The 22,871-nt window shown below is 44.1% G+C and carries 20 protein-coding genes and 1 tRNA gene; 8 read left to right on the top strand and 13 right to left on the bottom strand.

The features are described 5' to 3' along the window. Positions 1-8 precede the first annotated feature (8 nt). The 4 genes from IWA51_RS10240 (at position 9) to IWA51_RS10225 (ending at position 3,105) form a co-directional block, all read left to right on the top strand. Positions 9-617 carry an ATP-dependent Clp protease proteolytic subunit gene (locus IWA51_RS10240; RefSeq protein ID WP_177528271.1) on the top strand — a complete coding sequence of 203 codons (609 nt, stop codon included), beginning with the start codon at positions 9-11 and terminating at the stop codon, positions 615-617. A gap of 62 nt (positions 618-679) precedes the next feature. Then, entirely contained in the window at positions 680-1,552 is an 873-nt protein-coding gene (locus IWA51_RS10235; RefSeq protein WP_177528270.1) for a GNAT family N-acetyltransferase, read from the top strand. Continuing rightward, positions 1,553-2,443, top strand: a complete 891-nt coding sequence (locus IWA51_RS10230) for a DbpA RNA binding domain-containing protein (RefSeq protein WP_198442340.1) — start codon at positions 1,553-1,555, stop codon at positions 2,441-2,443. Beyond that, positions 2,440-3,105: an MBL fold metallo-hydrolase gene (locus IWA51_RS10225; protein WP_198442339.1), complete on the top strand. Its 666-nt coding sequence runs from the start codon at positions 2,440-2,442 to the stop codon at positions 3,103-3,105. The genes IWA51_RS10230 and IWA51_RS10225 overlap by 4 nt, the downstream gene beginning before the upstream one ends. Here IWA51_RS10225 and IWA51_RS10220 read toward each other — a convergent pair. From IWA51_RS10220 to IWA51_RS10200, 5 genes are read right to left on the bottom strand one after another with little or no spacing between them, the layout of a single operon-like run. After that, positions 3,102-3,815, bottom strand: coding sequence for a YfcE family phosphodiesterase (locus IWA51_RS10220; protein ID WP_198442338.1), 714 nt, complete (start codon positions 3,813-3,815; stop codon positions 3,102-3,104). The two genes, IWA51_RS10225 and IWA51_RS10220, sit on opposite strands and share 4 nt — an antisense overlap. Before the next feature lie 2 nt (positions 3,816-3,817). Beyond that, on the bottom strand, positions 3,818-4,612 hold the full coding sequence (locus IWA51_RS10215; protein ID WP_198442337.1) for a hypothetical protein: 795 nt from the start codon (positions 4,610-4,612) through the stop codon (positions 3,818-3,820). A gap of 52 nt (positions 4,613-4,664) precedes the next feature. Further along, positions 4,665-5,483, bottom strand: coding sequence for a FecR family protein (locus IWA51_RS10210; RefSeq protein ID WP_198442336.1), 819 nt, complete (start codon positions 5,481-5,483; stop codon positions 4,665-4,667). 20 nt (positions 5,484-5,503) lie between these two features. Next, a complete protein-coding gene (locus IWA51_RS10205; protein ID WP_198442335.1) occupies positions 5,504-6,682 on the bottom strand; it encodes a hypothetical protein in 1,179 nt (392 codons plus the stop codon). A gap of 2 nt (positions 6,683-6,684) precedes the next feature. Next, positions 6,685-7,152: a hypothetical protein gene (locus tag IWA51_RS10200; protein WP_198442334.1), complete on the bottom strand. Its 468-nt coding sequence runs from the start codon at positions 7,150-7,152 to the stop codon at positions 6,685-6,687. Positions 7,153-7,242: 90 nt separating this feature from the next. Between IWA51_RS10200 and IWA51_RS10195 the strand changes: the two genes are divergently transcribed. Then, positions 7,243-10,101: an adenylate/guanylate cyclase domain-containing protein gene (locus IWA51_RS10195; protein WP_198442333.1), complete on the top strand. Its 2,859-nt coding sequence runs from the start codon at positions 7,243-7,245 to the stop codon at positions 10,099-10,101. A gap of 5 nt (positions 10,102-10,106) precedes the next feature. On the opposite strand, the gene ybaK is transcribed toward IWA51_RS10195, so the two are convergent. The 6 genes from ybaK to fliS all read right to left on the bottom strand — a co-directional run bounded on the left by ybaK (position 10,107) and on the right by fliS (position 16,063). Beyond that, positions 10,107-10,589 (bottom strand): Cys-tRNA(Pro) deacylase, encoded by a 483-nt coding sequence (ybaK, locus tag IWA51_RS10190; RefSeq protein ID WP_177528261.1) that lies wholly within the window; start codon positions 10,587-10,589, stop codon positions 10,107-10,109. A 1-nt stretch (position 10,590) separates the two neighbouring features. Then, positions 10,591-11,556, bottom strand: coding sequence for an SPOR domain-containing protein (locus IWA51_RS10185; RefSeq protein ID WP_198442332.1), 966 nt, complete (start codon positions 11,554-11,556; stop codon positions 10,591-10,593). Positions 11,557-11,558: 2 nt separating this feature from the next. Further along, entirely contained in the window at positions 11,559-12,170 is a 612-nt protein-coding gene (gene coaE / locus IWA51_RS10180) for a dephospho-CoA kinase (protein WP_198442331.1), read from the bottom strand. Beyond that, positions 12,170-15,004 (bottom strand): DNA polymerase I, encoded by a 2,835-nt coding sequence (gene polA, locus IWA51_RS10175; protein WP_198442330.1) that lies wholly within the window; start codon positions 15,002-15,004, stop codon positions 12,170-12,172. Before polA ends, coaE begins: the two co-directional genes overlap by 1 nt. Before the next feature lie 86 nt (positions 15,005-15,090). Beyond that, a complete protein-coding gene (flgN, locus tag IWA51_RS10170; protein ID WP_198442329.1) occupies positions 15,091-15,576 on the bottom strand; it encodes a flagellar export chaperone FlgN in 486 nt (161 codons plus the stop codon). Between the two features lie 19 nt (positions 15,577-15,595). Then, positions 15,596-16,063: a flagellar export chaperone FliS gene (fliS, locus tag IWA51_RS10165; protein WP_177528256.1), complete on the bottom strand. Its 468-nt coding sequence runs from the start codon at positions 16,061-16,063 to the stop codon at positions 15,596-15,598. 241 nt (positions 16,064-16,304) lie between these two features. Here fliS and IWA51_RS10160 point away from each other — a divergent pair, with 241 nt between their 5' ends. Beyond that, positions 16,305-17,975, top strand: coding sequence for an AMP-binding protein (locus IWA51_RS10160; protein ID WP_177528255.1), 1,671 nt, complete (start codon positions 16,305-16,307; stop codon positions 17,973-17,975). 40 nt (positions 17,976-18,015) lie between these two features. Here the strand turns inward: IWA51_RS10160 and IWA51_RS10155 are convergent. Then, a tRNA-Lys gene (locus IWA51_RS10155) sits at positions 18,016-18,088 on the bottom strand. Positions 18,089-18,246: 158 nt separating this feature from the next. Here IWA51_RS10155 and IWA51_RS10150 point away from each other — a divergent pair. Then, the gene (locus tag IWA51_RS10150) at positions 18,247-19,755 is read left to right on the top strand and encodes an IMP dehydrogenase (protein WP_198442328.1); all 1,509 of its coding nucleotides are present in this window, start codon (positions 18,247-18,249) and stop codon (positions 19,753-19,755) included. 71 nt (positions 19,756-19,826) lie between these two features. Further along, positions 19,827-21,053, top strand: a complete 1,227-nt coding sequence (purA, locus tag IWA51_RS10145; RefSeq protein ID WP_177528253.1) for an adenylosuccinate synthase — start codon at positions 19,827-19,829, stop codon at positions 21,051-21,053. A 224-nt stretch (positions 21,054-21,277) separates the two neighbouring features. Here the strand turns inward: purA and murD are convergent, their stop codons facing one another. Beyond that, the gene (gene murD / locus IWA51_RS10140; RefSeq protein WP_198442327.1) at positions 21,278-22,870 is read right to left on the bottom strand and encodes a UDP-N-acetylmuramoyl-L-alanine--D-glutamate ligase; all 1,593 of its coding nucleotides are present in this window, start codon (positions 22,868-22,870) and stop codon (positions 21,278-21,280) included. Position 22,871: the final 1 nt, after the last annotated feature.

Here is a 22,871-nt window from a genome sequence, read left to right as displayed (position 1 = left end):
GAGTGCAGATGAAAGACACATTTTTTAAAATTGCGTGTGAAGATGAGGAAAAGGACGTAAAGAAGAGCGAAAATGCAGATCCCCTTCTTGAGAAATTTTTGAAGACACGCCAGATTTTGCTCAGTGGCGAAATCAATGAAGAACTTGCTGAAAAAATCGTAAGACAGCTTTTTATTCTTGAGGCAGACAGCGATAAACCTATTTATATCTATATTGACAGTCCCGGAGGAGATGTAGATGCAGGATTTGCTATCTTTGATACAATCCGCTTTATAAACGCTCCTGTATATACTGTCGGAATGGGTCTTGTTGCAAGTGCAGCGGCTCTTATTCTGCTGGCGTCACCAAAAGAAAGACGTCTTGGAATGCCGCACAGCCATTATCTTATCCACCAGCCGTCAAGCGGAATGAAAGGTGTTGCTACTGACATTGAAATTCACGCGGCTGAACTTGCCAAAACAAGGGCAAAACTGAATGAGATTATTGCCAACGAAACCGGAACTTCAATAGAAAAAGTCGCAAAAGATACCGACCGCGACTACTGGCTTAATGCAGAAGAGTCTGTTTCATACGGACTTATAAGCCGCGTTATTGAAAAGCGTTCAGACCTTGCCTGACGGGCTTTATTCAAATGTTTTTTGAACTCACTGATTTCCTGCGTGATAATATACGTTTCTCTATGGAAGACCAGACCGTGTGTCGTGTAGTTGATGCACAGTCCGGTGAATTGGTTGAGTTTGATGATAGCATGAATGTCGATGACAGCCGTTTTTATGCGCTTCCTTCATGGAACAGCGATGACGGTTACGACCTTCTTGAATCTTTTACGGGTAAACTTTATTCTCCGTTGGCCAGAACTGAACTCAGACGTGTTCTTTCCGGCGGAAGGGGGGTGTTCAGAAAATTTAAGGATGTAATAAAAACGTACCCGGAAGTTGAGAGACAGTGGCATTTTTTTAAGGATGCCAGAATGAATGTCCGTATAGACGACTGGTACAATAATCTTCGTGAGTCATGGGGTTTGGAGAAGATTGAAAGTTCTGTCTGTGACGCAAAGGATGAAACAGATGAACTTATTCAGGATGACTTTGAATTCTGTGAATACAATCCTGCTTGTGATGCGGATTGTACAACTCTCGAAATAGAATCTATGGCAGTGGAATTTGCAGATGAATTTGACGGTGAACTGGCATCTGCGTTTTTAGAAGCCTTTAAGCGGCAGTCCGATTATGTTTCTTTTGAAAAGAAACGCGGAATTTTATGTCGTTCTCATTCCGGAGATTTTTCAGGCTGTATTTTGTATTCCTTCTGTCCGTTAAATGCGAAATCAACTGTTTTGATGACAGATTTTTTCGTACCTCAGAATTACCGCGGGTTGGGTATTGGCAAGGAGCTTCTTTCAAGATGTATAGCCCTGCTTAAAAACTGCGGAATTCAGCGTTTTTTATTGTTAAATTCAATTTTTCCGAAATTTCTGGAACCGCTTCTTGTCCGCTTCGGCTTTGAAAAAGTCGGTTCAGGTTTCGTACTAAATTTATTAGGAGTAAATTAAATGTCTTATAATCATGAATATGTTTTGAATGAAGATCAGATAGCAGCATTTCTTAAAGATGCAGTTTCACGTGTAGAGAATGCAAGCAATGCAGACATCAAGACTTTTGAGCAGATTAAAAAACTTTTTAAGAAGAATGTTCCTTTTTCACGCAGAAAGTACGTTGCGGCTCTTCTTGTAAAACAGGCAACACAGGGTTTCAGAAGCAATCGTTTTAACCGTGACCGCAATGAGCAGCGCGGCAGTTTCCGCAATGACAGTTTCCAGCAGAAAAATGCAGACCGCAGAACACGCGATACACGCCAGGAAAGAAATGCAGAGGGTTCAGAAGAAAAGCCCGCAAGAACTCCGCGTATTCAGATAGATCATGCTTTGGCAAAGACAATTTTTATAAGCACCGGACGCAATCGTGGTGTTTCTGCAAGGGATCTCGTTGGTCTTCTTGTAAGCGTTGCTGAACTTGACCGTATGCGCATCGGTGATATCCGTACACTTGCCAATTATTCATTTATCCAGCTTTTTGCAGAAGACTGCGAGAAGGTAATCAAGGCTCTTGACGGTTACAGCTTTAGAGGACGCAAACTGAGTGTAAGCTATTCACGCAAGAAGGGAGAGGACGAGTCTTTTGAAGGCAGCGCCCCTGCTTCAGTTTCTGCAGAAAATACAGATGTTTCTGCTGCCGATGATCATATTCCGGCCGGAGTTACAAATGATGCACACGCAGATACTTCTGTAAACACAGAAGCCGTAAAACTTGCCGAAGAACAGAATGCTTTTGCCGCAGCCCAGTCTTCTGCTGCACATGAAGAAACAGAGAGTGCACCACAGTTTTCTGAAACTTCAGATGACGGCCAGGTAAAGTCACATTTTGGTGACGGTGCTGCATATTGATTAAACTGATTCATACAGGGCCGTTCGGTGTCAATACTCTTATTGTAAGCATCGGCGGTTCTGACGTTTTTATTGTTGATCCTGCCTCATGCGATTTTTCGGGCGACAGAACTGCAGTTACGGCATATCTTGCTGCATCGGGACTTGTTCCGAAGGCTGTCGTTCTGACTCACGGACATTTTGACCATGTGGCGGGTATTTCTTTTTTAAAGGAATGTTACCCCGGTCTTCCTGTTCTGATACACAGGGATGATGCTTCTTTGATCGGGAAAAATTCAGGCGTTCTTCAGTCCCGCGGTCTTAGCTACATGGGATTTGAAGAGTTTGTTCCTTTTGTTTCAAATCTTCCTGAGCCAACGGCTTTTCTTGAAGACAATGCTTTGCTTTCTGATTATTTTTCCTGCAGTGAAAGCGGCGATTGGCGCATAATTCATACACCAGGCCATACCAAAGGCAGTTGCTGTCTGTTTAACTCCAAAGAAAACATTTTAATTTCGGGCGACTGCGTTTTTTACCGCAGTTTTGGACGCACAGATCTTCCTGGCGGCAGCGATTTTGAGATGAGACAGAGCCTTTTGCGGCTGAGAAATGAAATTCCTGCAAATGCACTTGTCTATCCCGGACACGACCGTACAGGTTTTTGCTTTTCTGAAAATTTCTAATACAAACTGCTGCTTTCGGGGTTGAACGGAACGCTTCCCGTGGGGCGCAGTTCCCTGAAACTTATTGACGCATACGGATTTTGCCTTGAAAGTTCAATGAGAGCGTAAGTCTGCGGCTGTCCTGCACGCGGTCTTGAACAGCTGCCGGGGTTTACTGCAAAAATTCCCGGTGATATGTACTGAACCGCTGCTACATGTGTGTGACCGTAAAGTGCAACATCTGCCACTTCTTCTGCTGCGGCTTTTACAAGAGCGCCGATTCCGGAATAAAGTGCAAATTTGTGTCCGTGCGTAAAGAAAATTTTATGTCCGCATGCACATATTGTCTGTGAAAGCGGCACTCTTATCTGGACAAAATAAGGCTCCCGGGGATTTTTTACTCTGAGCGGATTTTTCATCGGGTAAAGGTCGGCATCATTGTTTCCTTCTACAATTCCTATTACAGGCGGAAGTATTTGTGCAAAATCTGAATCTGCTGCTGCTTGAGCTACGGCTGCCGTTATGTCAGAAATTCCGTCTCCACAAAAAATAAGTGCGTCACATTCATGCCCGTTTTGTTTGGCATATTCCTGCAGTATAAAAAAAAGATTTGCATATGCCCCGTGTGAGTCCGAAACAGCAAGAATTGTTGCATGGTCTTTTTGTGCCAGTGCGTTTATGGCCTCTTCGCTTCCAAGAAGCATTGACTGGTGCTGCGAAAGTGAGTTCAATTTTATTCGGCTCCGGCTGTCATTACAAAATGGTTTACTGACTGAAGCCCGGTTTCTACATCGGTGTGGCGTTCAACTTTTCCAGCAATTGCGGCTGCATGCGGTTCCAGCTCTGAATCTGCACTGATTGTTCCTGGAAGCTCTGCACAGTAGCGTACGGCTTTTATAAGTACGGGAATAATGTCTGTCTGCGGCGTCTGGTCAATTTCTTCTGAAAAAAGTTCGTCAATGGAACTTCGTTTGTAGTCAATAACTATGTTGCACGATGCTTCTTCACCGAGTACATCATCCTGCGGGAAAAGAGAAATAATATTGTAGGGAATTCTGTTGTTCCACTCATCCTGGATTCTTGCAATTGCGTAATGTGTGTTTTCAGGTGCGCCAAGAAGAATAAGCGCTTTTACATCAATGGAATCTATGAGGGTTGCCAGATTCATTATTCTGTTTCTGAAATCATCGGGAAATCTTAACGGAACTACAAGACCGTATTTGTCCTGCGGAATGCCTGATTCTGTTCCGAATACTGAATTTATTCTGTTTACTGCCGTTTCGTAAAAGCTGTCGCTGTTAAAACCGTAACCGAATACGACAACAATTTTTCCTTCAGTGACGCGTGTCCATTCTGCCGTTGTTGCGGCAAGCTGTGTTTGCGGTAATGATTCTTCTATTAAAAGCTGTGTTTGTTCTGCCGGACTGCGTTTGTTTTTATTTTCACACGAAAGCATGACAACCGCTGCAAGTAGTGCCAGTACCTGACCGGTTGCCTTAAGTGCGGCTTTAATGCATGTTTTTTTCATACCTTAAGTTTACTATATTAATCGATTTTGTTGAATAGCAGGCAGAATCCCCTTATTTTTCAGGAAAGTTGAGTTTTATGCTGATTGTAGCTGTTCCTGACAAAGAAGGTGCGGATGTTGTATCTGCCGGAGCTGAGCCTGTTGAAGAAGGAACTGCTTCTGTCTGTGACTGGGGTTTTGTTGAAGAAGAACTTTTTTCGGCAGATTTTGCTTTTTCTGTACGTGCAGAAGATCTTCTTCCTGTAAGCGGGTCTGTAGAACTGGACTGTCCCCTGAATACCGGAACCCCGTAAGAACCGCCGGCTTCACTTGAGGAAGTGAATACAGATGAAACAGGATTGTCTTCTTTTGCTTCTTTCTGCACAATGTTTTCTGAAAAAGCTTTGCTGCCCTTGGATTCTGCAGGAAGGAACCCTACAAGACCGTCTGTAACGCTGAGTTTTCCCGAAGATGTTACGCTGAATGAAGTTCCTCTTACAGAAGCCGTTGCAACAGGGGAACGTACCTTGAATCCCACTTTTTTACCGCTTTCTTTTCCGACACTGGCATCGATGTTGCCCGAGTCGATGTATACGCATACGTTGTCAGAAGCCTGACTTTCTGAAAGTTCTTCTATTGTTACCCTTGTAAGCTGGCCTACGGTAACTGTGGATTCTTTGATTTTCAGAACAAGGCTGGACTTGAATCCGGTTGAAATTACCGAACCTTCTTCAAGCTCGTCTCCCTGGACAATTTCTTCCCAAATGCTTCCGTCCTGAACTTCGGCTGTTCCCTGTACAGAAAGAACAGTTGCGTTAAAGGCAGCTGCCGGAATACATGCAGCAAAGGCAAGCAGAATAAATGCAGTTTTGTTTTTGATGTTGTTCTTCATAAAATTCTCCGTTAATTCTTCTAGAAAGCAAGGGATGCAAAGAAGGTTGCGCTTGTGCGGTCTTCTTCCTTTTTGTCTGCAAGATATGATTCTATTGAAAATGAAATACTCAGGTCAGTGAAGGGCTGGTATTTTACCAAACCCTGTATCTGTATTCCGCTGTATTCTGCGCTGTTGCCTGGAACCTTGAATATAACACCGGAACCTAACTGGCAGAACACTTTGTCTTGAGGACACAAAGAATATGACGCGCCGCACTTTAAGATTGCGCTGTGTGCCGGTTCGTCGGCTGCGAGTGTTGCGGCACTCTTTGTGAAAGCCGTGAATGCAGAAAGACCGCCGTTGTTTCCTGAAGCGTATTCTGCGGAAAAGACTGCGCGTGAGTCCAGAAAGTCGGGATAAAATTCTACGCTCATCATGGAAAGATTTGAAAATTCTTCAAAATTTTTTGCGCCGAGTGTTGTTGATGCAGAATAGAAAACTGACTGTGCCAGCGGTCCGTTTAGCCCCACTGTTGCGTATATTCGTGATTTGCCGTCGTTTGGACCAAATACTGCAAGTGTTTCGAGCGAAAGTGACTGGTTAAAAACAAGATACGGCATTCCGCATGAAAGCATGATTAACGTGTAGGGGTCTGCAAGTGTGTACGGGGAAGACGAAGTGTTGTCGGAAAGGTCTGTTCCGGCGCTGTCTGTAAAAGAAACCGTACGTGCGTTAAGAAGGCCCGTAAAACCCGCGTATGCAGAGGCAGTAAATCTTGGTGAGTCAAATGATGCAAAGATTCCGTCTGCACTTTGTGAAAGAATTACTGCTGTCAAATCCGAGACAGAAAATCTTCCGGCAGCAGCAAGAACAGAGGCCCCGTTTTGTACATCAAATGCGGCTGCGGCTTTGAATAGCGGAAGGTCAAGTGTTATTGAATTGTCCAGGGTATTGTTTGAAGATTTGAAAGTTGCGTCAAAGGTATGTTCAACCTGTGCTTCTGTTACAAAATAAACTGTTCCGTCCTGCGTAAAAGGAATTTTTATTGAGGGCGACAGAGATTCTTTTTGTTTAAGAACAGGTTCGCTGAATTTTCCTGAGTTGAATTTTATTCCAGTTGAGTCAGAAAGAATAAAATTTGTTTCTGCGGCGTTTGCGCTTTGGAGAAGAATTACTAATGCTATTGCCGAAATTATATTTCTTGTTCTTTTGTTCATATTTATTCCATATTATGAGCATTTTTTTGCTGGTAGAAAGACATTCCGTCGGTAAACATATTGAGTATGTCTCGTCCGGCCGGAATCTGGTGCGGGTCTGCGGCAGAAGAAATTATTCCCTGTGCCTTGAGAAGTTTGAATGCATATCTTGGTGAAGGAAACATTTTGAGCCAAAGACTTCCGTTTGCCTTGAATGTATTTACCAGAATCCACGCAGTATTTGCATAATTTATTTCTTTTTGCGCCGGAATGTCATTTGAAAGAATTCCTGCGCGTCTGAGAAGATCTATTGCTTCTGCTTCGGTGCTGTCATTCTGTGCAAGTCCGAGTGACACGGCCGAAAGATATGAAACCTGTCCGTAAGTTACCTTTTGTGACTGAATAAGCTGTGAAACTTTGTCTGCCGACTGCGAAAATGCTGCCAGACAAAAAAGAATTTGCACTGATATAAACATAATTACTTTTTTCATAACAACCTTTGTTCCTTTATTGCAGTTTTGAATCATTTTTGAACAGAGTTTTAATCGATTTAAATTATAACATATGATATAATTTTTGTCATGAAAACAAATGCAAATAGCGTAAATAAAGGTTCATCTTTTTTTAGTAAACATGCAGACGTTCTTGTTCCCGTAGTCCTGCTTGTGCTTGCGGCTTTTGCTGCAATTTTTCATGCCTTTTCCAAGATGGATTTGCGCTTTTACAACATAATGCTCAGACTTTCTCCTGAAGTAGAACATATTGAGGATCTTGTTATTGTTGACATTGATGACGAGTCAATTGCTTCTATAGATAAAAACTGGCCGTGGCCGCGTGACATTATGGCTGACGTTCTTATAAGAATGAAGGAATTCGGTGCCGCAAGAGCCGTATTTGATATTGAATACCTTACACCTTCCGAAAAAGCCGTTGCCGATGACCTTGAACAGACTGCAAGAAACGAAATAGACAGCGCGGGACAGTCGCTTACAGAGTCAGTGGACACTTTGTTTGAAGCCGTGTCGCAGGGGACCATTTCTTCTGATGAAGCAAAGACTGCACTTGAAGATTCAATCGGCGGCGTTCTTTATGAAATGAAGCGGAATATTGAGGACGGGTTCAACAAAGACAATGACGATTATTTTGCACGTGCGATACAGTTTTTTGGAAATGCCAACCTTACCGTAAATATGCGGAATATAGGAATACGCCGCGAAGACAGCGAGAATGCTTATGTAAACGAAAGATTTCTGTTTTCAAACGTGTCTGACCCGCATAATCTGATTGCCTCAGGAAACGCATATTCTGTAAGGGAAGAAGGTAAAACTGTTTCTGCAGGATTTATTCCGGCTTTGGACAGGCTTGTGCGCCGTGCTGCCGGTGTAGGTTTTACAAACGTTGTTGTAGACAAAGACGGAACCAGACGACGCGTGGAACTTTTGTGCGAACACGAAGGAAAATATGTGGGACAGCTGGCATTTGCCCCTCTTGCAGCCATGCTTGATATTCAGTCTATGGAAAGAACTTCACATTCACTTTTGCTGCGCGGAGTTCTTTCTTCTGACGGAACACGGCACGACGTGCGCATTCCGCTGGACTCTCACGGCCGCATGCTTATAAACTGGCTGATGGAACCCTACGAAAACAGTTTTGTTCATATTCCCATCTGGCGAATTTACAATATGGAAAAAGAAGAAGCAGTTCTGGCCGGGGCAGTGCAGAATCTTTTGTCTGCAGATTTGGGTTTACTCAATGAAGAAGACAGGGAAAAGATTCTGTCTGCACAGGATTTTGCTTATGAATACAAAAATCTGGAACATGAAAAATCACGTCTTTTAAGAAAATGCCGCGGTTTTGATGTAAACGGAAAAGCTCTTAAAGGCGGAATAACTGATGATGATTACGAAAATTATTTTTCTAGAAGGCGGAAATTCTTTTCTCGTCTGAATGAATTTGCACAGTCTGTAAAAAATATTTCTTCTGCGGAAAGTGTTCCTGAAATAAGCAGATTGTGCGAAGCCTCCGAAGGATTTTGCAGGGATTCACAGACTCTTGAAGAAATGCTTTCAGGTTCTTTCTGTTTTATAGGAAATTCTGCAACTTCGAGCACTGACCTTGGAGTCACACCGTTTTCAAAGCGCTACCCGAATCTTGGAACGCACGCAAATATCGTAAACACAATCCTTCAAAAAGCATTCATTACTGAACTGAGCGCACTCTGGGGAATTGCACTGGCTTTTGTATTTTCAATGCTGTGTATTGTTTTGTGCCGCAACATGACTCAGGGTAAAAAAAATGCAGTCGGTTTAAGCTATGTGATTGCGACTGTCTGTATAATTGTTGCAGCAATGGTTTTCCTGAGAATTTATATTCCCGTTTTTATTCCGTTACTTCTTGCGGTTTGTATTTATATTGCGGAACTTGTTGTCAATTTCATAAGGGTTAACGGTGAAAAAAAACACCTGCGCACTTCTTTTGGCTCTTACGTGTCTCCGCTTGTTGTTGCCGAACTTGAACGCCATCCCGAAAAGGCAAAGCTTGTTGGCGGTGAAAGCAAAATCATGACTGCACTTTTTTCTGACGTAAAGACTTTTTCGGGCTTTACAGAAACAATCAACAATGTTGCGGGTGAAGATGCAGGAGCCGAACAGCTTGTAAAAATCCTGAATATTTATCTTGGTGCGCTGAGTGATGAGATAATGAACTGCAAAGGAACAATAGACAAGTATGTTGGTGATGAAATTGTTTCTTTCTTCGGGGCGCCGATTGACGATCCCGACAATGCATTTTCTGCCTGTGAAGCGGCTGTACGTATGCTTAAGGCCGAAGAAAAGTTCAACATTGAATACAAAGATATGCTTCCCGTAATAAAGTCTACCGGAGAGCCTTTTTATCTTCATTCGCGCGTTGGCCTTAACACAGGAAACATGGTTGTAGGAAATATGGGAACCGAAAAAAAACTCAACTATACAATAATGGGAAACAATGTGAATCTTGCTTCGCGTCTTGAGGGAACAAACAAAGTTTACGGTTCGTGGATTATGGCTTCTGATTCAACATGGAAGGCAGCATCTTCTTCTGAAAAAAACAAAGCGAAAAATCTTGTTGCACGCCATATGGATTTTGTGCGCGTAGTGAATGTAGACAAGCCTGTGCGCATACACAATTTGATTGGCTTTGAAGGGGACATTCCTTCTGCACGTCTTGAAGCGGCACAACTTTTTAACGAAGGTATGAAGTGGTATCTTAACGGAATTGAAACTCCGGCGGAAAAGAAAAATCACGAAGACTTTAAAAAAGCAATTGCATGTTTTAAACAGGCTGCCGAATGCTATCCTGAAGATTTGTCTTCGGATGTTTTTATAAAACGATGCAGTGATTTTCTAAGGGAAGGCACCCCGTCTGTATGGGACGGAGTATTTACAATGTCACAGAAATAGCGGAATCAAAGAACAAGATCTGTAACAACAGCCTGTGTTTCTTTTACAAGATCCTGCGGTGAAAGTTCTATCTGCTGTCCGCGTACGCCTGCGCTTATGTGGATTTTGTCGTGAAGCAGGGCACTTTCGTCAATGAAGGTGCGGAACTTGCGCTTCATTCCCAATGGTGAACATCCGCCGCGTACATATCCTGTAAGAGCCAGAAGTTCGTCTTGTTTTACGGGCGTTACTTCCTTTGCCCCGGCGGCGGTGCGTGCTTTTTTAAGATTTATTTCGTGCTCTGCGCTCTGGCAGAAAACAACGGTTTCTTTTGATTCCGTGCGCATTACAATTGTCTTGAATACAGAAGCCGGATCTATTCCGAGTTTTTTTGCAGTTTCTCCGGCAGCCCCTCGTTCAAGTTCGTGTTCACCGTCGTCATCATACTCAAGCGTTTTGTACGGAATTTTTGCTGCATCAAGAATGCGCATTGCATTTGTTTTTTTCATTTTAATTCACGGCCTTTGCGCTTGAGTTTGTTACGTAGCTTCCTGTCTTTGCAAACTGCGGAAGGGATTCAATTCTTTTTTTCCAGTATTCGGCTTCACTTTTTGTTGTGTAGGGACCGACTCTTACGCGGTAGTGAAGTGCATTCTTTGCATCTGTGTACGTGAATACTTCGCACTGGATTTTGTTTTCGTCCAGTACTGCGCGTGCTTCATCTGCATTTTTTTTGTCTGAATATGATGCAGCCTGAACCCAGTATCTGTCAGGAATTTTTGCGGCCGCAGTTTTTACCGGAACTTTTTTTGTTGCAGTTGCTGCTGCGGATTTTGTTGCAGCCGAAGAAGATTTTGTGGCAGTTTTTGTTGATGATGTACTCTTTGCTGCAGGTGCTTTTTCTGAAGCGGCAGTTGTTTTTGTTTCTGTCATACGCGGGGATGCAGCAGTTTGGGTTTCCTTGATGCGGACTGCAGCGCGTGTTTCTGACATTGCATCGGCCGCAAGTTTGTTCTGCGGGGTAACATTGCTTTCTGTCTTTGCTGCGGGTGCGTTAAGATCAATTGTTGTTGTTCCGGCCAGTGAAGATGGGGTTTCTGCAAGACCGTAAACTTTTGTTGTTCCCTGTGCAATTACCGTGAGGTTTTCTACCTGTTTTGTATCTTGGGCTGGTGATGTTTCTTTTGCTTCGGCCGGTGCAACAAGATCGGCTGTTATTGAAGGAACTGACGGAACCGGTGTCTGTTCGGCGGTGTACGGTTCAGCATCTGTTCCGCGTGGAAGGGTAGATACTTCTTTTTGAGGTTGTTCAGGTGACTGTGACGGTGCCATCCATACGTTTTGGGCACTGATATGACCAAAGTCAGATCTGTTTCTGTTTGCGTCCGGTGCATAGAGAATCAGTGCAGCTCCTATGACAACAAGCAGGAAAAAACCTGCTGCGAGTACTATCCAAAGAGTTCTTTTCTGTTCCATACCTATATCCCCTGCCGGCATTCGCTCAGGAATTTTTCTATCTTGCGTTCAAGACTTTGCCGCGTGCCGGTATTCCATACTCTTCTAATATCGGTATTTGTATTTTTATATTTAGCAAAAAGATTTTTTTGTGACGAAAACCGCCTGCAAATCTGAATAATTCCTGTTTTGTCGCGCTTCATGGCTCTTATAAACCTTAAGGGAAGGGGAGCGTCGATATATAAAATTCTTTCTATTATATTCTGCATGTCGGGAAGTTTGTACAGAACGGTTGCGTTTACTGCTATGTCTTTTCCTGCGTTTTCTCTGATAAATTCAGCAAGAAGACGGCGTATTACCGGGTAGACTATGCGTTCCTGCCGTGCAAGAAGTTCCCGGCTTTCAAAAACAATGGAGCCCAGTACGCGGCGGTTGAGCGTTCCGTCTGAAGAAAGAAGGGAAACACCCCTTTTTTGAGCTTCGTCCGAGAATTCACAAAGAATCTGTTCTGTACATTCCTTAACGGCCCTGTGTCCCAGAACATCGGCATCTATTGCCGCAAAACCTTTCTTTTCAAGAATAGAGGCCGCTACATTTTTACCGGCTGCCATGGGGCCTGTAACGCACAGAATCATCAGTGGAATTCCCCCCAGTTTGTTCCGGTTTCTATGCTTACTCTGAGCGGGACTTTAAGCTTTATGGCGTTTTCCATGCAGTTTTTTATAAGCGAAACGGCATTTTCAACTGTGGTGCTGTCGTCCGGGCATTCAAAAATAAGTTCATCGTGAACCTGAAGAAGCATTTTGAGCGGACTATGCGTTTTTTTTATTGCTTCGTCTACAGAAATCATTGCTGTTTTTACTATGTCTGCTGCGCTTCCCTGGATGGGCGTGTTTATTGCGATTCTTTGCGCTGCCTGCTGTATAAGTTTGTTTTTGCTGTTGATGTCGGCAGTCTGTCTTCTGCGGCCGGTGATTGTTTCTACATACCCGTTCTGCTGTGCCTTTTCGATTGTTTTTGCAATAAAGGCTTTTACGTCGGCGTATGTTGCAAAATATTGGTCAATAAAATTTTTTGCCTCGGTGCGTGATATGCCCAGTTCGTTTGACAGCCTGAATGCGCTCATTCCGTACATGACACCGAAGTTTACTGTCTTTGCAAATCTTCTCATCTGTGGTGTAACTTCTTCGGGACTTATTCCGTAAATAAGGGCTGCTGTTGATTTGTGGACATCTGTTCCGTCAATAAAAGCCTTTGATAAGTTTTTGTCACCGCTCAGATGTGCCAGTACGACAAGTTCAATCTGCGCGTAATCTGCAGAAATGAGAACTGTTCCGGGAACTGCGGTAAAGGCCGAGCGTATGCGTCTTCCGGCTTCGTTGCGGACAGGAATGTTTTGAAGATTGGGGTCTTTGCTGGAAAGTCTTCCTGTTGCTGTTCCTGTCTGAAGAAATGATGTGTGTATGCGTGCATTTCTGTCGGTAAGGCGCGGAAGTGTTTCTACATAAGTGCTCTGGAGTTTTGTATAGGAGCGGTAGTCAAGTATTGCCTGCGGAACAGGATCGCTTGTTCTTTCTGCAAGTTCTTCAAGAACAGCCGTGTCTGTACTGTAGCCTGTCTTTGTCTTTTTTCCGGGAACAAGATTTCTTTCTTCAAAGAGAACAGTCTGCAGCTGTTTTGTTGATGCTATGTTGAACTCATGCCCGACTTCTTCGTAGATTTTTGCCTTCATTTTTTCTATGTCTGCGGCAAGTTCCACACTGTATTCTTCGAGCGTTTTTTTGTCCAGATGTATTCCGCTGCGTTCCATTTTTGCAAGAATGGGAAGAATTTTCATTTCTGTTTCAAAGAAAAGTTTTTCAAGCCCGGCTTCGCGGATTTTAACGCTGTAGTAATTCCACAGCTGCCAGGTAAAGTCGGCGTCTTCGGCTCCGTAACTGAATGCCTGTTCGAGCGGAACGTCTGCAAAAGTCTGCCCTTTTTTTACAATGTCTGCAAATTCTATTCCGGCAAGACCCAGTATTTTTTCTGAAAGATATTCCAGCCCGTAAGGTGATTTTCCTGTAGCGCCCGGGTCAAGAATCCACGCGGCAATCATCGTGTCTGCAATGCGGCACTCCGGCTCTTCTGAAAGTCCGTTGGTGGCAAGAACTTCAAGGTCGAATTTTCCGTTGTGCATTACGAGTGTCATTCCGGGGCTTTTTAGGATTCTTGAAATCTGTTCCAGGGCGGCTCTTTTTTCTATTGTTTCGGGTGCAAACATTCCACCGGGGAGAATTACGGGAATATAAACGGCTTCACCGGTTTTTGTGCACAGGCTGAATCCTACAAGATTTGCTTCGTGTGCGTTAAGGCTGTCTGTTTCGGTGTCAAAGGCAACTGTTTTTTCACTGCTTTCAAGCGTTTCGTCAATGAATTTTTTGAGTTCTGCAATGTTAGTGACGGCGCGGTAATTGCCTGAATTCTTTTTTATAGGAACTGCAACCTGTTCTGCTTCTGTATTCTGCTGTATATTCTGTACGTTCTGCGAGGGAGAAGACTTTGCGTTCGGGGCGGCATCTGTTTCTGCAGTAGCATAGGATTTTGCCACAGCCAGCGCGCCGAATTTTTTAAGGAGTTCTGCAGCGGCCGCATAATTCAGATTGTCTGTCGTGAAGTCATCAAAATTTATTGCAACAGGAACATCTGTTCTGAGTGTGATGAGTTTTTTTGAAAAATATGCGTCTTCTTTTCCTGCGCGTATTTTTTCTCCCAGCGCGCCTTTTATTTCGTCTGCGTGAGCGTAAATTCCGTCCAGAGTCTGGTACTGCGAAAGAAGCTTGAGTGCAGTTTTGTCACCGACTCCTTTTACTCCCGGAATATTGTCTGCGCTGTCTCCTGTAAGCGAAAGATAGTCAAGAATTTTTTCTGGACCCAGCCCCCACTTTTGGATTACTTCTTCTGTTCCGTCGGTAAGCCATCCGCCGTTTGCCTTGTCGGGCTGCATTTCTTTGCAGTGTGCATCAACCAGCTGAAGAAGGTCTTTGTCACCGCTCAGGATTCTGCACGGCCGTTTTTCTTTGCGGCATTTTTCTGCTACTGATGCAATAATGTCGTCTGCTTCAAAACCGTCTGCCCGGAGTACAGGAACACCAAGTGAATTGAGGATTTCTTCTATCCACGGAACCTGCGCGTGTAGATCTTCGGGGGTTTTCTGCCTTGTTGCCTTGTATTCTGCATACATTTCATGGCGGAATGTAGGTGTGCGCGAGTCAAATGCTGCCGCAAGAAAAGACGGTTTGTATTTTGAAAGAAGGGCTTTGAGGTTTCTGAAAAAGATAACAACGGCGCTTATATTCTGCCCGCTTATGTTTGTAAGCGGATGGTTTATGAGTGCAAAATATGCGCGGTAAATAAGGCCGTAAGAGTCAAGTATGTAGACTGTATCGGCTTCTGAAAAATCTGCTGTCGGAGTGTTTTTTGTTTCCATGCAAAAATTGTAGCACATTCTGCAGAAATATTAAACGACCGCAAAATAAACGGCGTCAAAAAATGCGGGCTCTGACCTGCAACAGTCTACACTTCTATCTGAAGTCTGGTTCCAGCTGTGGCATCCTTTGCGTAAACAGACTGTCTTCCTTTGTACGGGTTTTTAAAGCCGTCTATCTGCACACGCAGGCTGGTCATGTGTATTTTTAGAAGTTCGCGGTTTTTTTCATTCTGGTTAAAAACCATCTGCTGCAGTCTGGAAAGTTCGCCCTGAATTTTTTCTACGGGAACAGCTTCTGCCGGATTGTAAGATGCCGCCCCGGAAGTTCTGCACAAAGCCTGCATAGGAACAATTGCTTTTTGAAGCGAACCGATTCCTTCCATTATTTTGGCTTCAAGTTCGGTATGGGCCATAATTGCGTCTGAGTCTTCTGCTTCTATTTTTGTTTCCTGAAGTTCCAGCACTTTAAGGTACTGCCTGAATTTTTCACGCTGCTGTTCCAGAAGGGTTCTGAGCCTTCTTAAAACTGCCACGCGTTCGTCCAGTTCTTCCTGTGAAATTTTTTCTTCCATAAACGGCTCTCCTGTTTGTTCAGCCTGTAATATTGAGCGAAGGTGCAGCCTGTGAAGCTTTTACTTTTGTGTTTGCAGTGCTGCTGGCGGCGGTTTCCCACGATTCCTTGAGCTGTGACAGCATTTCATGAATCTGCGAGAGCTTTTTTTTGTCGTGGCTTATTGTTGAGTCAAGAAGTTCTTTGTTGAAGTAAACGTAAAGGGACATGAGGTTTTTTGCGATTTCACCGCCTTTTTCCATGTCAAGGCTTACCTGAAGTTCGGTAATAATGTCCATCACTTTCTGAATATAGTTTCCGTAAGGTTCCACGCTTCCGGGAGAAATACTTGAGTCACCGGTTATAAGGTTCATGGCTTTTTCAAGGTTTGTTACGGCACCGTCATAAAGCATTACTACCAGTTTTCCCTGGCTTGCGGTTTTGACGCCAATCTGTCTGTATGCACTGTAGCCGCCGTAAGAGTTTGTCTCGTAGGGATTGTATGCCATTGTATACTCCAATTTTCATGTGGAATTTTTAATATTATCGGAATAACTGTGTCTTGAGTTTAGCGCTAAAAAAGTTTATCATGTCTGGGAGTTTTAAATTTCCGTAATCGGAATATTTTCTGCAACCTGAATATATTCTGCGTGTCAAAAAAATGAGGTCATACTGAACAAGAGTTCAGTTTTCTTCGCAAACTTACGGAACAGCTGCGTTTGCGTTCAATTTATTTTATCTGGTGTGTGTATGAAACTTTATGAAGAATTTCTGGAAGAAGCCCGTGATTTTAACGGTTATGAAGATTTAAAGAACAATTTCAAAATCAAAATCCCTGAAAATTTCAATTTTGCCTATGATGTGGTTGACCGTTATGCTTCGGAAGACCCCAAAAAACGTGCGCTTGTATGGTGTGATGACCATGGTGACGAAAAAATATTTACCTTTGAAGACATGAGCAGGGAGTCAAGGAAAACCGCTGATTTTCTTGTAAGAAACGGAATAAAGAAGGGAGACGCAGTTATGCTTATGCTGCGCCGCCGCTATGAATTCTGGTTTTTTATTCTTGCCTTGCACAGAATAGGTGCCGTGGCTGTTCCTGCAACAACACAACTTCTGCAGAAGGACATAGAATACAGATGTTCTGCTGCCGGAATAAAAATGATTGTTTCGTTTGAAACTGGAAAACTCCAGCAAGAAGTAGAAAAAGCGCTTCCCCAGTGTCCAACAGTAAGAAGTCTTGTTACGGTAACTGGTTCAAGAAAAGGATGGATTGATTATACAAAGGAAGTTCAGTCCTGTTCAGACAGTTTTGAAATTCCCGAAGGAAAAAACATCACTTCAAACGAAGATATTATGCTCCTTTACTTTACGTCGGGAACTTCGGGCTACCCCAAAATGGTTGTGCATAATTTCCTATACCCGCTGGGACACATTATTACGGCAAAATACTGGCAGAATGTAATTGACGGCGGACTTCACCTTACCGTTGCAGAAACGGGCTGGGCAAAGGCAGTATGGGGCAAACTGTACGGCCAGTGGCTTTGCGGTTCGGCGGTAATGGCCTATGACATGGAAAGTTTTAAGCCTGACCTTCTTCTTGAAAAAATGGCTCACTACGGTGTAACAACATTCTGTGCCCCTCCGACAGTGTACAGGTATCTTGTGCGTCGTGACTTTTCAAAATACGACCTTTCTGCGCTAAAGTACTGCGTTACTGCAGGTGAAGCGCTTAATCCCGATATTTACGACAAACTTCTGGAACTTACCGGACTAAAGCTGTATGAGGCTTTCGGTCAGACAGAGGCAACTGTTATGGCAGGAACATTCCCCGGAATGGAGACAAAGCCCGGTTCAATGGGAAAACCCGCCCCCGGTTACGATCTGCTTATTGTTGACCAGGATGGAAAAAAGTGTGCTCCGGGGCAGGTTGGTTCGATTGTTATAGACATACGCAACGGAAAGCCGTTTGGACTTTTTTCGGGATATTACCACGACGAAGAAATGACCGCTGCTGCTTTTGAAGGCGGCCTTTACAGAACAGGTGACAGCGCCCGTTATGATGAAGACGGATACATCTGGTTTGAAGGCCGTGACGATGATGTAATAAAGAGTTCGGGCTACAGAATAAGTCCTTTTGAAGTAGAAAGCGTTCTTTCGCTGCACCCTGCTGTAATGGAATGTGCAGTTACTGGTGTTCCTGACAAAAAGAGGGGACAGGCTGTAAAGGCAAGCATTGTTCTTGCAAAGGGATACAAGCCTTCCCGTGAACTTGAACTTGAAATACTTGACTTTGCAAAGACAAGGACAGCCGGTTACAAGCAGCCCAGAATAATTGAGTTTGTGGATGAACTGCCCAAGACTATAAGCGGAAAAATCAGGCGCGTGGAAATAAGGGAACAGGACAGCAAACAGCAGTAAATAAAAAAAGAACTCAAGCAAGGCTTGAGTTCTTTTTTTTTGAGCGATGGGAGGATCGAACTCCCGACCCACAGATTAAGAGTCTGTTGCTCTACCAGCTGAGCTAATCGCCCTAATGTTCATAGAGAATACATCAGAATAAAATCTTTGTCAATTAAACAGGTCTGATTTTGGCGGTTTTTATTTGAAAAAGGCTGGGAAAAGCTTCTGTTATTGTCAGAGAAAGTTGTTTTCGGTATAATAAAATGAAATTTTTATTAACGAGGGCAATATGGCATTTTTTTACGAAGAACCGTCACACACATTCGGTGAGTATCTGCTTATTCCTGGATACACTTCCGCGGACTGTATTCCGGAGCATGTTACTTTAAGGACACCTGTTGTAAGCTACAACAAAAAGGCCGGCGAAGAACCTGCTCTTTCCATGAACATTCCGATGGTCAGTGCCGTCATGCAGTCTGTTTCCGACGACAAGCTTGCTATAGCACTTGCAAAAGAAGGCGGAATCAGTTTTATTTACGGTTCACAGACAATTGAAGACCAGGCTGCCATGGTTGCCCGTGTAAAGTCATACAAAGCCGGATTCGTTACATCTGACTCAAACATCCGCCCCGACCAGACTCTGGAAGAAGTGGTTGAGCTTATAAAAAAGACAGGACACAGTACAATTGCCGTTACCGATGATGGTTCAGCAAGGGGAAAACTCGAAGGAATTATCACTGAGCGCGACTTCAGAATTGATCATGTTCCGGCAAATTCAAAGGTAAGCGACTACATGACACCTTTCAAAGACCTTATTACCGGAAAAGACGGAATTTCTTTGAGTGATGCCAACGACCTTATCTGGACACACAAAGTAAACCAGCTTCCTGTCATTGATTCCAACAATCACCTTGTTTCTCTTGTATTCAGAAAGGATTTTGACAGCCACGAGACACACCCGCTTGAACTTCTTGACAGCAATCACCGCTATATTGTCGGTGCCGGAATAAACACACGCGACTATATGAAAAGAGTTCCTGCACTTCTTGATGCAGGCGTAGATATTCTTTGTCTTGATTCTTCAGAAGGCTATTCTGAATGGCAGGCACGCGCCCTTAAGGACATTCATGAAAAGTTCGGAAAGAATGTAAAGGTTGGTGCCGGAAACGTTGTAGACAGGGAAGGCTTTATGTTCCTTGCCGAAAACGGTGCAGACTTTGTAAAGATCGGAATCGGCGGCGGTTCAATCTGTATTACACGCGAGCAGAAAGGTATCGGACGCGGACAGGCTACTGCCACAATCGAAGTTGCAAAGGCCCGCGACGAATATTATGCAAAGACAGGTATTTATGTTCCAATCTGTTCTGACGGCGGAATTGTACATGACTACCATATTACTCTGGCTCTTGCCATGGGTGCCGACTTTGTTATGCTCGGACGCTATTTTGCACGCTTTGACGAGTCTCCTACAAACAAGCTTATCATAAACGGAAACTATGTTAAGGAATACTGGGGTGAAGGTTCCAACCGTGCCCGCAACTGGCAGCGCTACGATTTGGGCGGAAAATCCGGTCTTTCCTTCGAAGAAGGCGTTGACTCCTATGTTCCGTATGCCGGACGTCTGCATGACAATGTGGCAATGACTGTAAGCAAGGTTGTTCATACAATGTGTAACTGCGGTGCACTTTCTATTCCTGAACTCCAGCAGAAGGCAAAACTTACGCTTGTTTCCCAGGTTACTATTGATGAAGGCAGTGCCCACGATGTTACTGTCAAGAATACGTCCATACACAGCTGACAGGCTGCTTTAACTTACTAACTTTTTGCGTTTTGCGGCGCTGAATGCATCGGAAATGCAATGGAGGAAATATGAAGGTTGTAATTATTGGCGCTCAGTGGGGCGATGAAGGCAAGGGAAAGATTGTAGATTATCTTGCCGAGGATGCAAAGTACGTAGTACGCTATTCCGGAGGCCCGAACGCCGGTCACACAATTGTTGTTGACGGAAAACAGTTTGCCCTTCATCAGGTTCCGAGCGGAATCCTTTATCCTGAAAAGAAGGTTTTCCTTGGTGCCGGAATGGTAATTGATCCGGAAGCTTTGTTCAATGAGCTTGCCATGCTTAAGGAAAACGGAATCAACTGGGAAGGCCGTGTGTTTATTTCTGACAGGGCTCATCTTATTCTTCCAAAGTACCGCAGTATGGATAAGGAACGCGATGCATCACGCAAACGCCCTATCGGAACTACAGGCCGCGGAATAGGAATTGCCTACAGCGAAAAGTCACACAGAGACGGACTCAGACTGGCCGACCTTGACTGGAAAGAAAAGATTGCCGACCTTGACGCAGAAGATCTTGACTACCTTAACAAATATCGTGACCAGCTTCTTTCTATGCGCGTAGATCTTACTTCAAAGATGTGGGAATACCGCAAGGACAACATTCTCTTTGAGGGTGCACAGGGAGCTATGCTTGACATAGACAGCGGAACCTATCCTTATGTAAGTTCCGGGGCATCTTGTGCTGCCGGTGCTGCTACAGGCTGCGGAATTGGTCCTCATGATCTGGATCATATTCTTGGAGTTTTCAAGGCTTACGAGACACGCGTCGGTAACGGTCCTATGCCTACTGAATTCAATGAAACAAGCGAAGGCGAACTCTGCCAGTATGTGCGCGACACTGGACGCGAGTACGGTGTTACTACAGGCCGTGCACGTCGCTGCGGTTATCTTGACCTTGTTGCCCTCAGATATGCATGCCGCGTTAACAGCCTTGACAGCCTTGTTCTTACACACCTTGATATCTATGACGAAATGGATCAGATAGAAGCATGTGTTGCTTACGACATTAACGGAAAAATTGTTACTGATTTCCCGGCAAATGTTGATGAACTCAATGCTGCAAAGCCTGTTCTCCAGAAGTTCCAAGGCTGGAAGGCTTCACTCAAAGAGTGCCGCTCTTACAAGAAGCTTCCGAAGAATGCCCGCGCCTATGTAGAATTCATTGAAGACTACACAGGTACTCCGGTTGGAATTATTTCTGTAGGATACGAGCGCGACGAGACTTTTGTACGCAAAAATCCCTGGAAAAAATAAAGTTTTCAAGAACGGTGGTACCTCCACCGTCCTTGAAATACGTTCCTTAAAATTGAACGATTGAGCAAGTATCAACTTGCGATTGAGTTCAATTAGTGCGCGTAAGCGCACACGTAAATAAGACAGTTGTGCAACAACTGTAGTTTTCAAGAGCGGTGGTACCTCCACCGTTCTTGAAATAAAAAAGACTGTCTGTAAAGATACAGGCAGTCTTTTTTATTTCCCTATTTGAATATTTCGGCTGCAATTTTTTTGAACTTGTTGCCGCGGTCAAATTCGTTTGTGAACATTCCGAATGAAGTTGCTCCAGGTGAAAAAACTACGGTAACATTTTTTGTGTCATTTTCAGTAAAGATGCTCCTTTTTGAAAGAATGTCTGTCCTGAGAACATTGAGCAGGACTTCAAGGGAGTCAAACGGTCCTTCGTAGGGAACTTTTTTTGCATCAAGCATAGGTGTAAGTTTGTCTGTTCCTGTCCCTGAAAGAAGGTAGACAGCGAGCGGCCTGAATTTTGTTCCGCATTCACAGTTAAGGGTACCTGCAAGCGGGGTAAAGTCCAGCTGTTTGTCTGTTCCGCCGCAGATGATTACAACTCTTTTTGAAAAAGACTGAGATGCCGCCGCGGCTGCTTCAGGAACAGTAGCACAACTGTCGTTGTAGAATATTACCTTATGTTTTTCTGTAACAGGCCACTCGTGGAACAGTTCAAGTCTGTGCGGTATTCCCTTCCATGCACCCATTACTGTCTGTATCTGCTGCGGAACAATGCCCATGAGGTAGAATACAAGGGATGCATTCAGCACGTTGAGTCTCATGTGGTCCCCGGGAACAAGAAGTTTTTTCATTATGCATTCTGTTTCAAGACCGTGTGTCTGTGCGTGGCGGTTTCTGAGTTCAAAAGGAAGCGAAAGAATTCCGCAGAAATTACCGGAATCATCTTTTTTCTGAAAAACGCCGTACATTCCTTTTTTAAGCTGTTTAGTGCTGTAGCGCAAAACCTGTCCTTTTGTTTCAGAGGCAAACAGGTCTCCCCAGCATTTGCATTCAGGCTTTGGATTTGCAGTTTCGGTAAGGTATCCGTCGCTGTCTGCATCAAGTATTGTAAAGCATTTTTCGTCCTGGTCTGCAAAAATGAGTTTTTTGTCGTTGACGTAACTGTCCATGTCGTGGTACCAGTTCTGGTGGTCGGGAACAATTTTTGTTATTACAGCGATTTTTGGTTTGAGTGCGCCGCGTCCCCTCAAGTCGGCCAGCTGCCAGCTTGAAAGTTCCAGAACTACGGGTGTTGTTCCGTCTGTCTGGTCAAGGAACGTGAGCGGGCTTACAGTTATGTTTCCGCCAAGAAACGCTTTGAATCCCGACGCGTTGAGTCCGTATTCTATTGCGCTTACCGTGCTTGATTTTCCCTTGCTGCCGGTTACTGCAATTATCGGTGCTTTTGTAAAATGAAGAAAAATGCTTATGTCTGTTTCTATTGCTTTTGCGGCCGCAAGAAATTTGTTTCCTTCAATGCGTATTCCCGGATTTTTGATTACGCAGTCTGCCCCTGTAAAGTCTTCAATTCTGTGTCCGCCAAGAACGTAAGTGAGCCTTGAGTGGTCAAAGGTTTTGTCACCTGAAATGGACTGGATTGTCGGGGCAAGCTGTTCCTTTGTTTTCATGTCGGTTGCAATTACGTATGCACCGTGCTTGAGAAAGAATTTTACGCAGGCTTCTCCGCCACCGTTAAGACCAAGTCCCATTACGGTAACGCGCTTGTTTTTTATGTCTTCAAGTATTTCAAAAACACATCCTTTCGGGTAAACATGAGCTTCCATT

This window comes from Treponema peruense (assembly GCF_016117655.1).
GTDB lineage: Bacteria > Spirochaetota > Spirochaetia > Treponematales > Treponemataceae > Treponema_D > Treponema_D peruense.
Note: the sequence above shows the minus strand (reverse complement) of the source record. Positions and strands in the feature narration are given on the sequence as shown.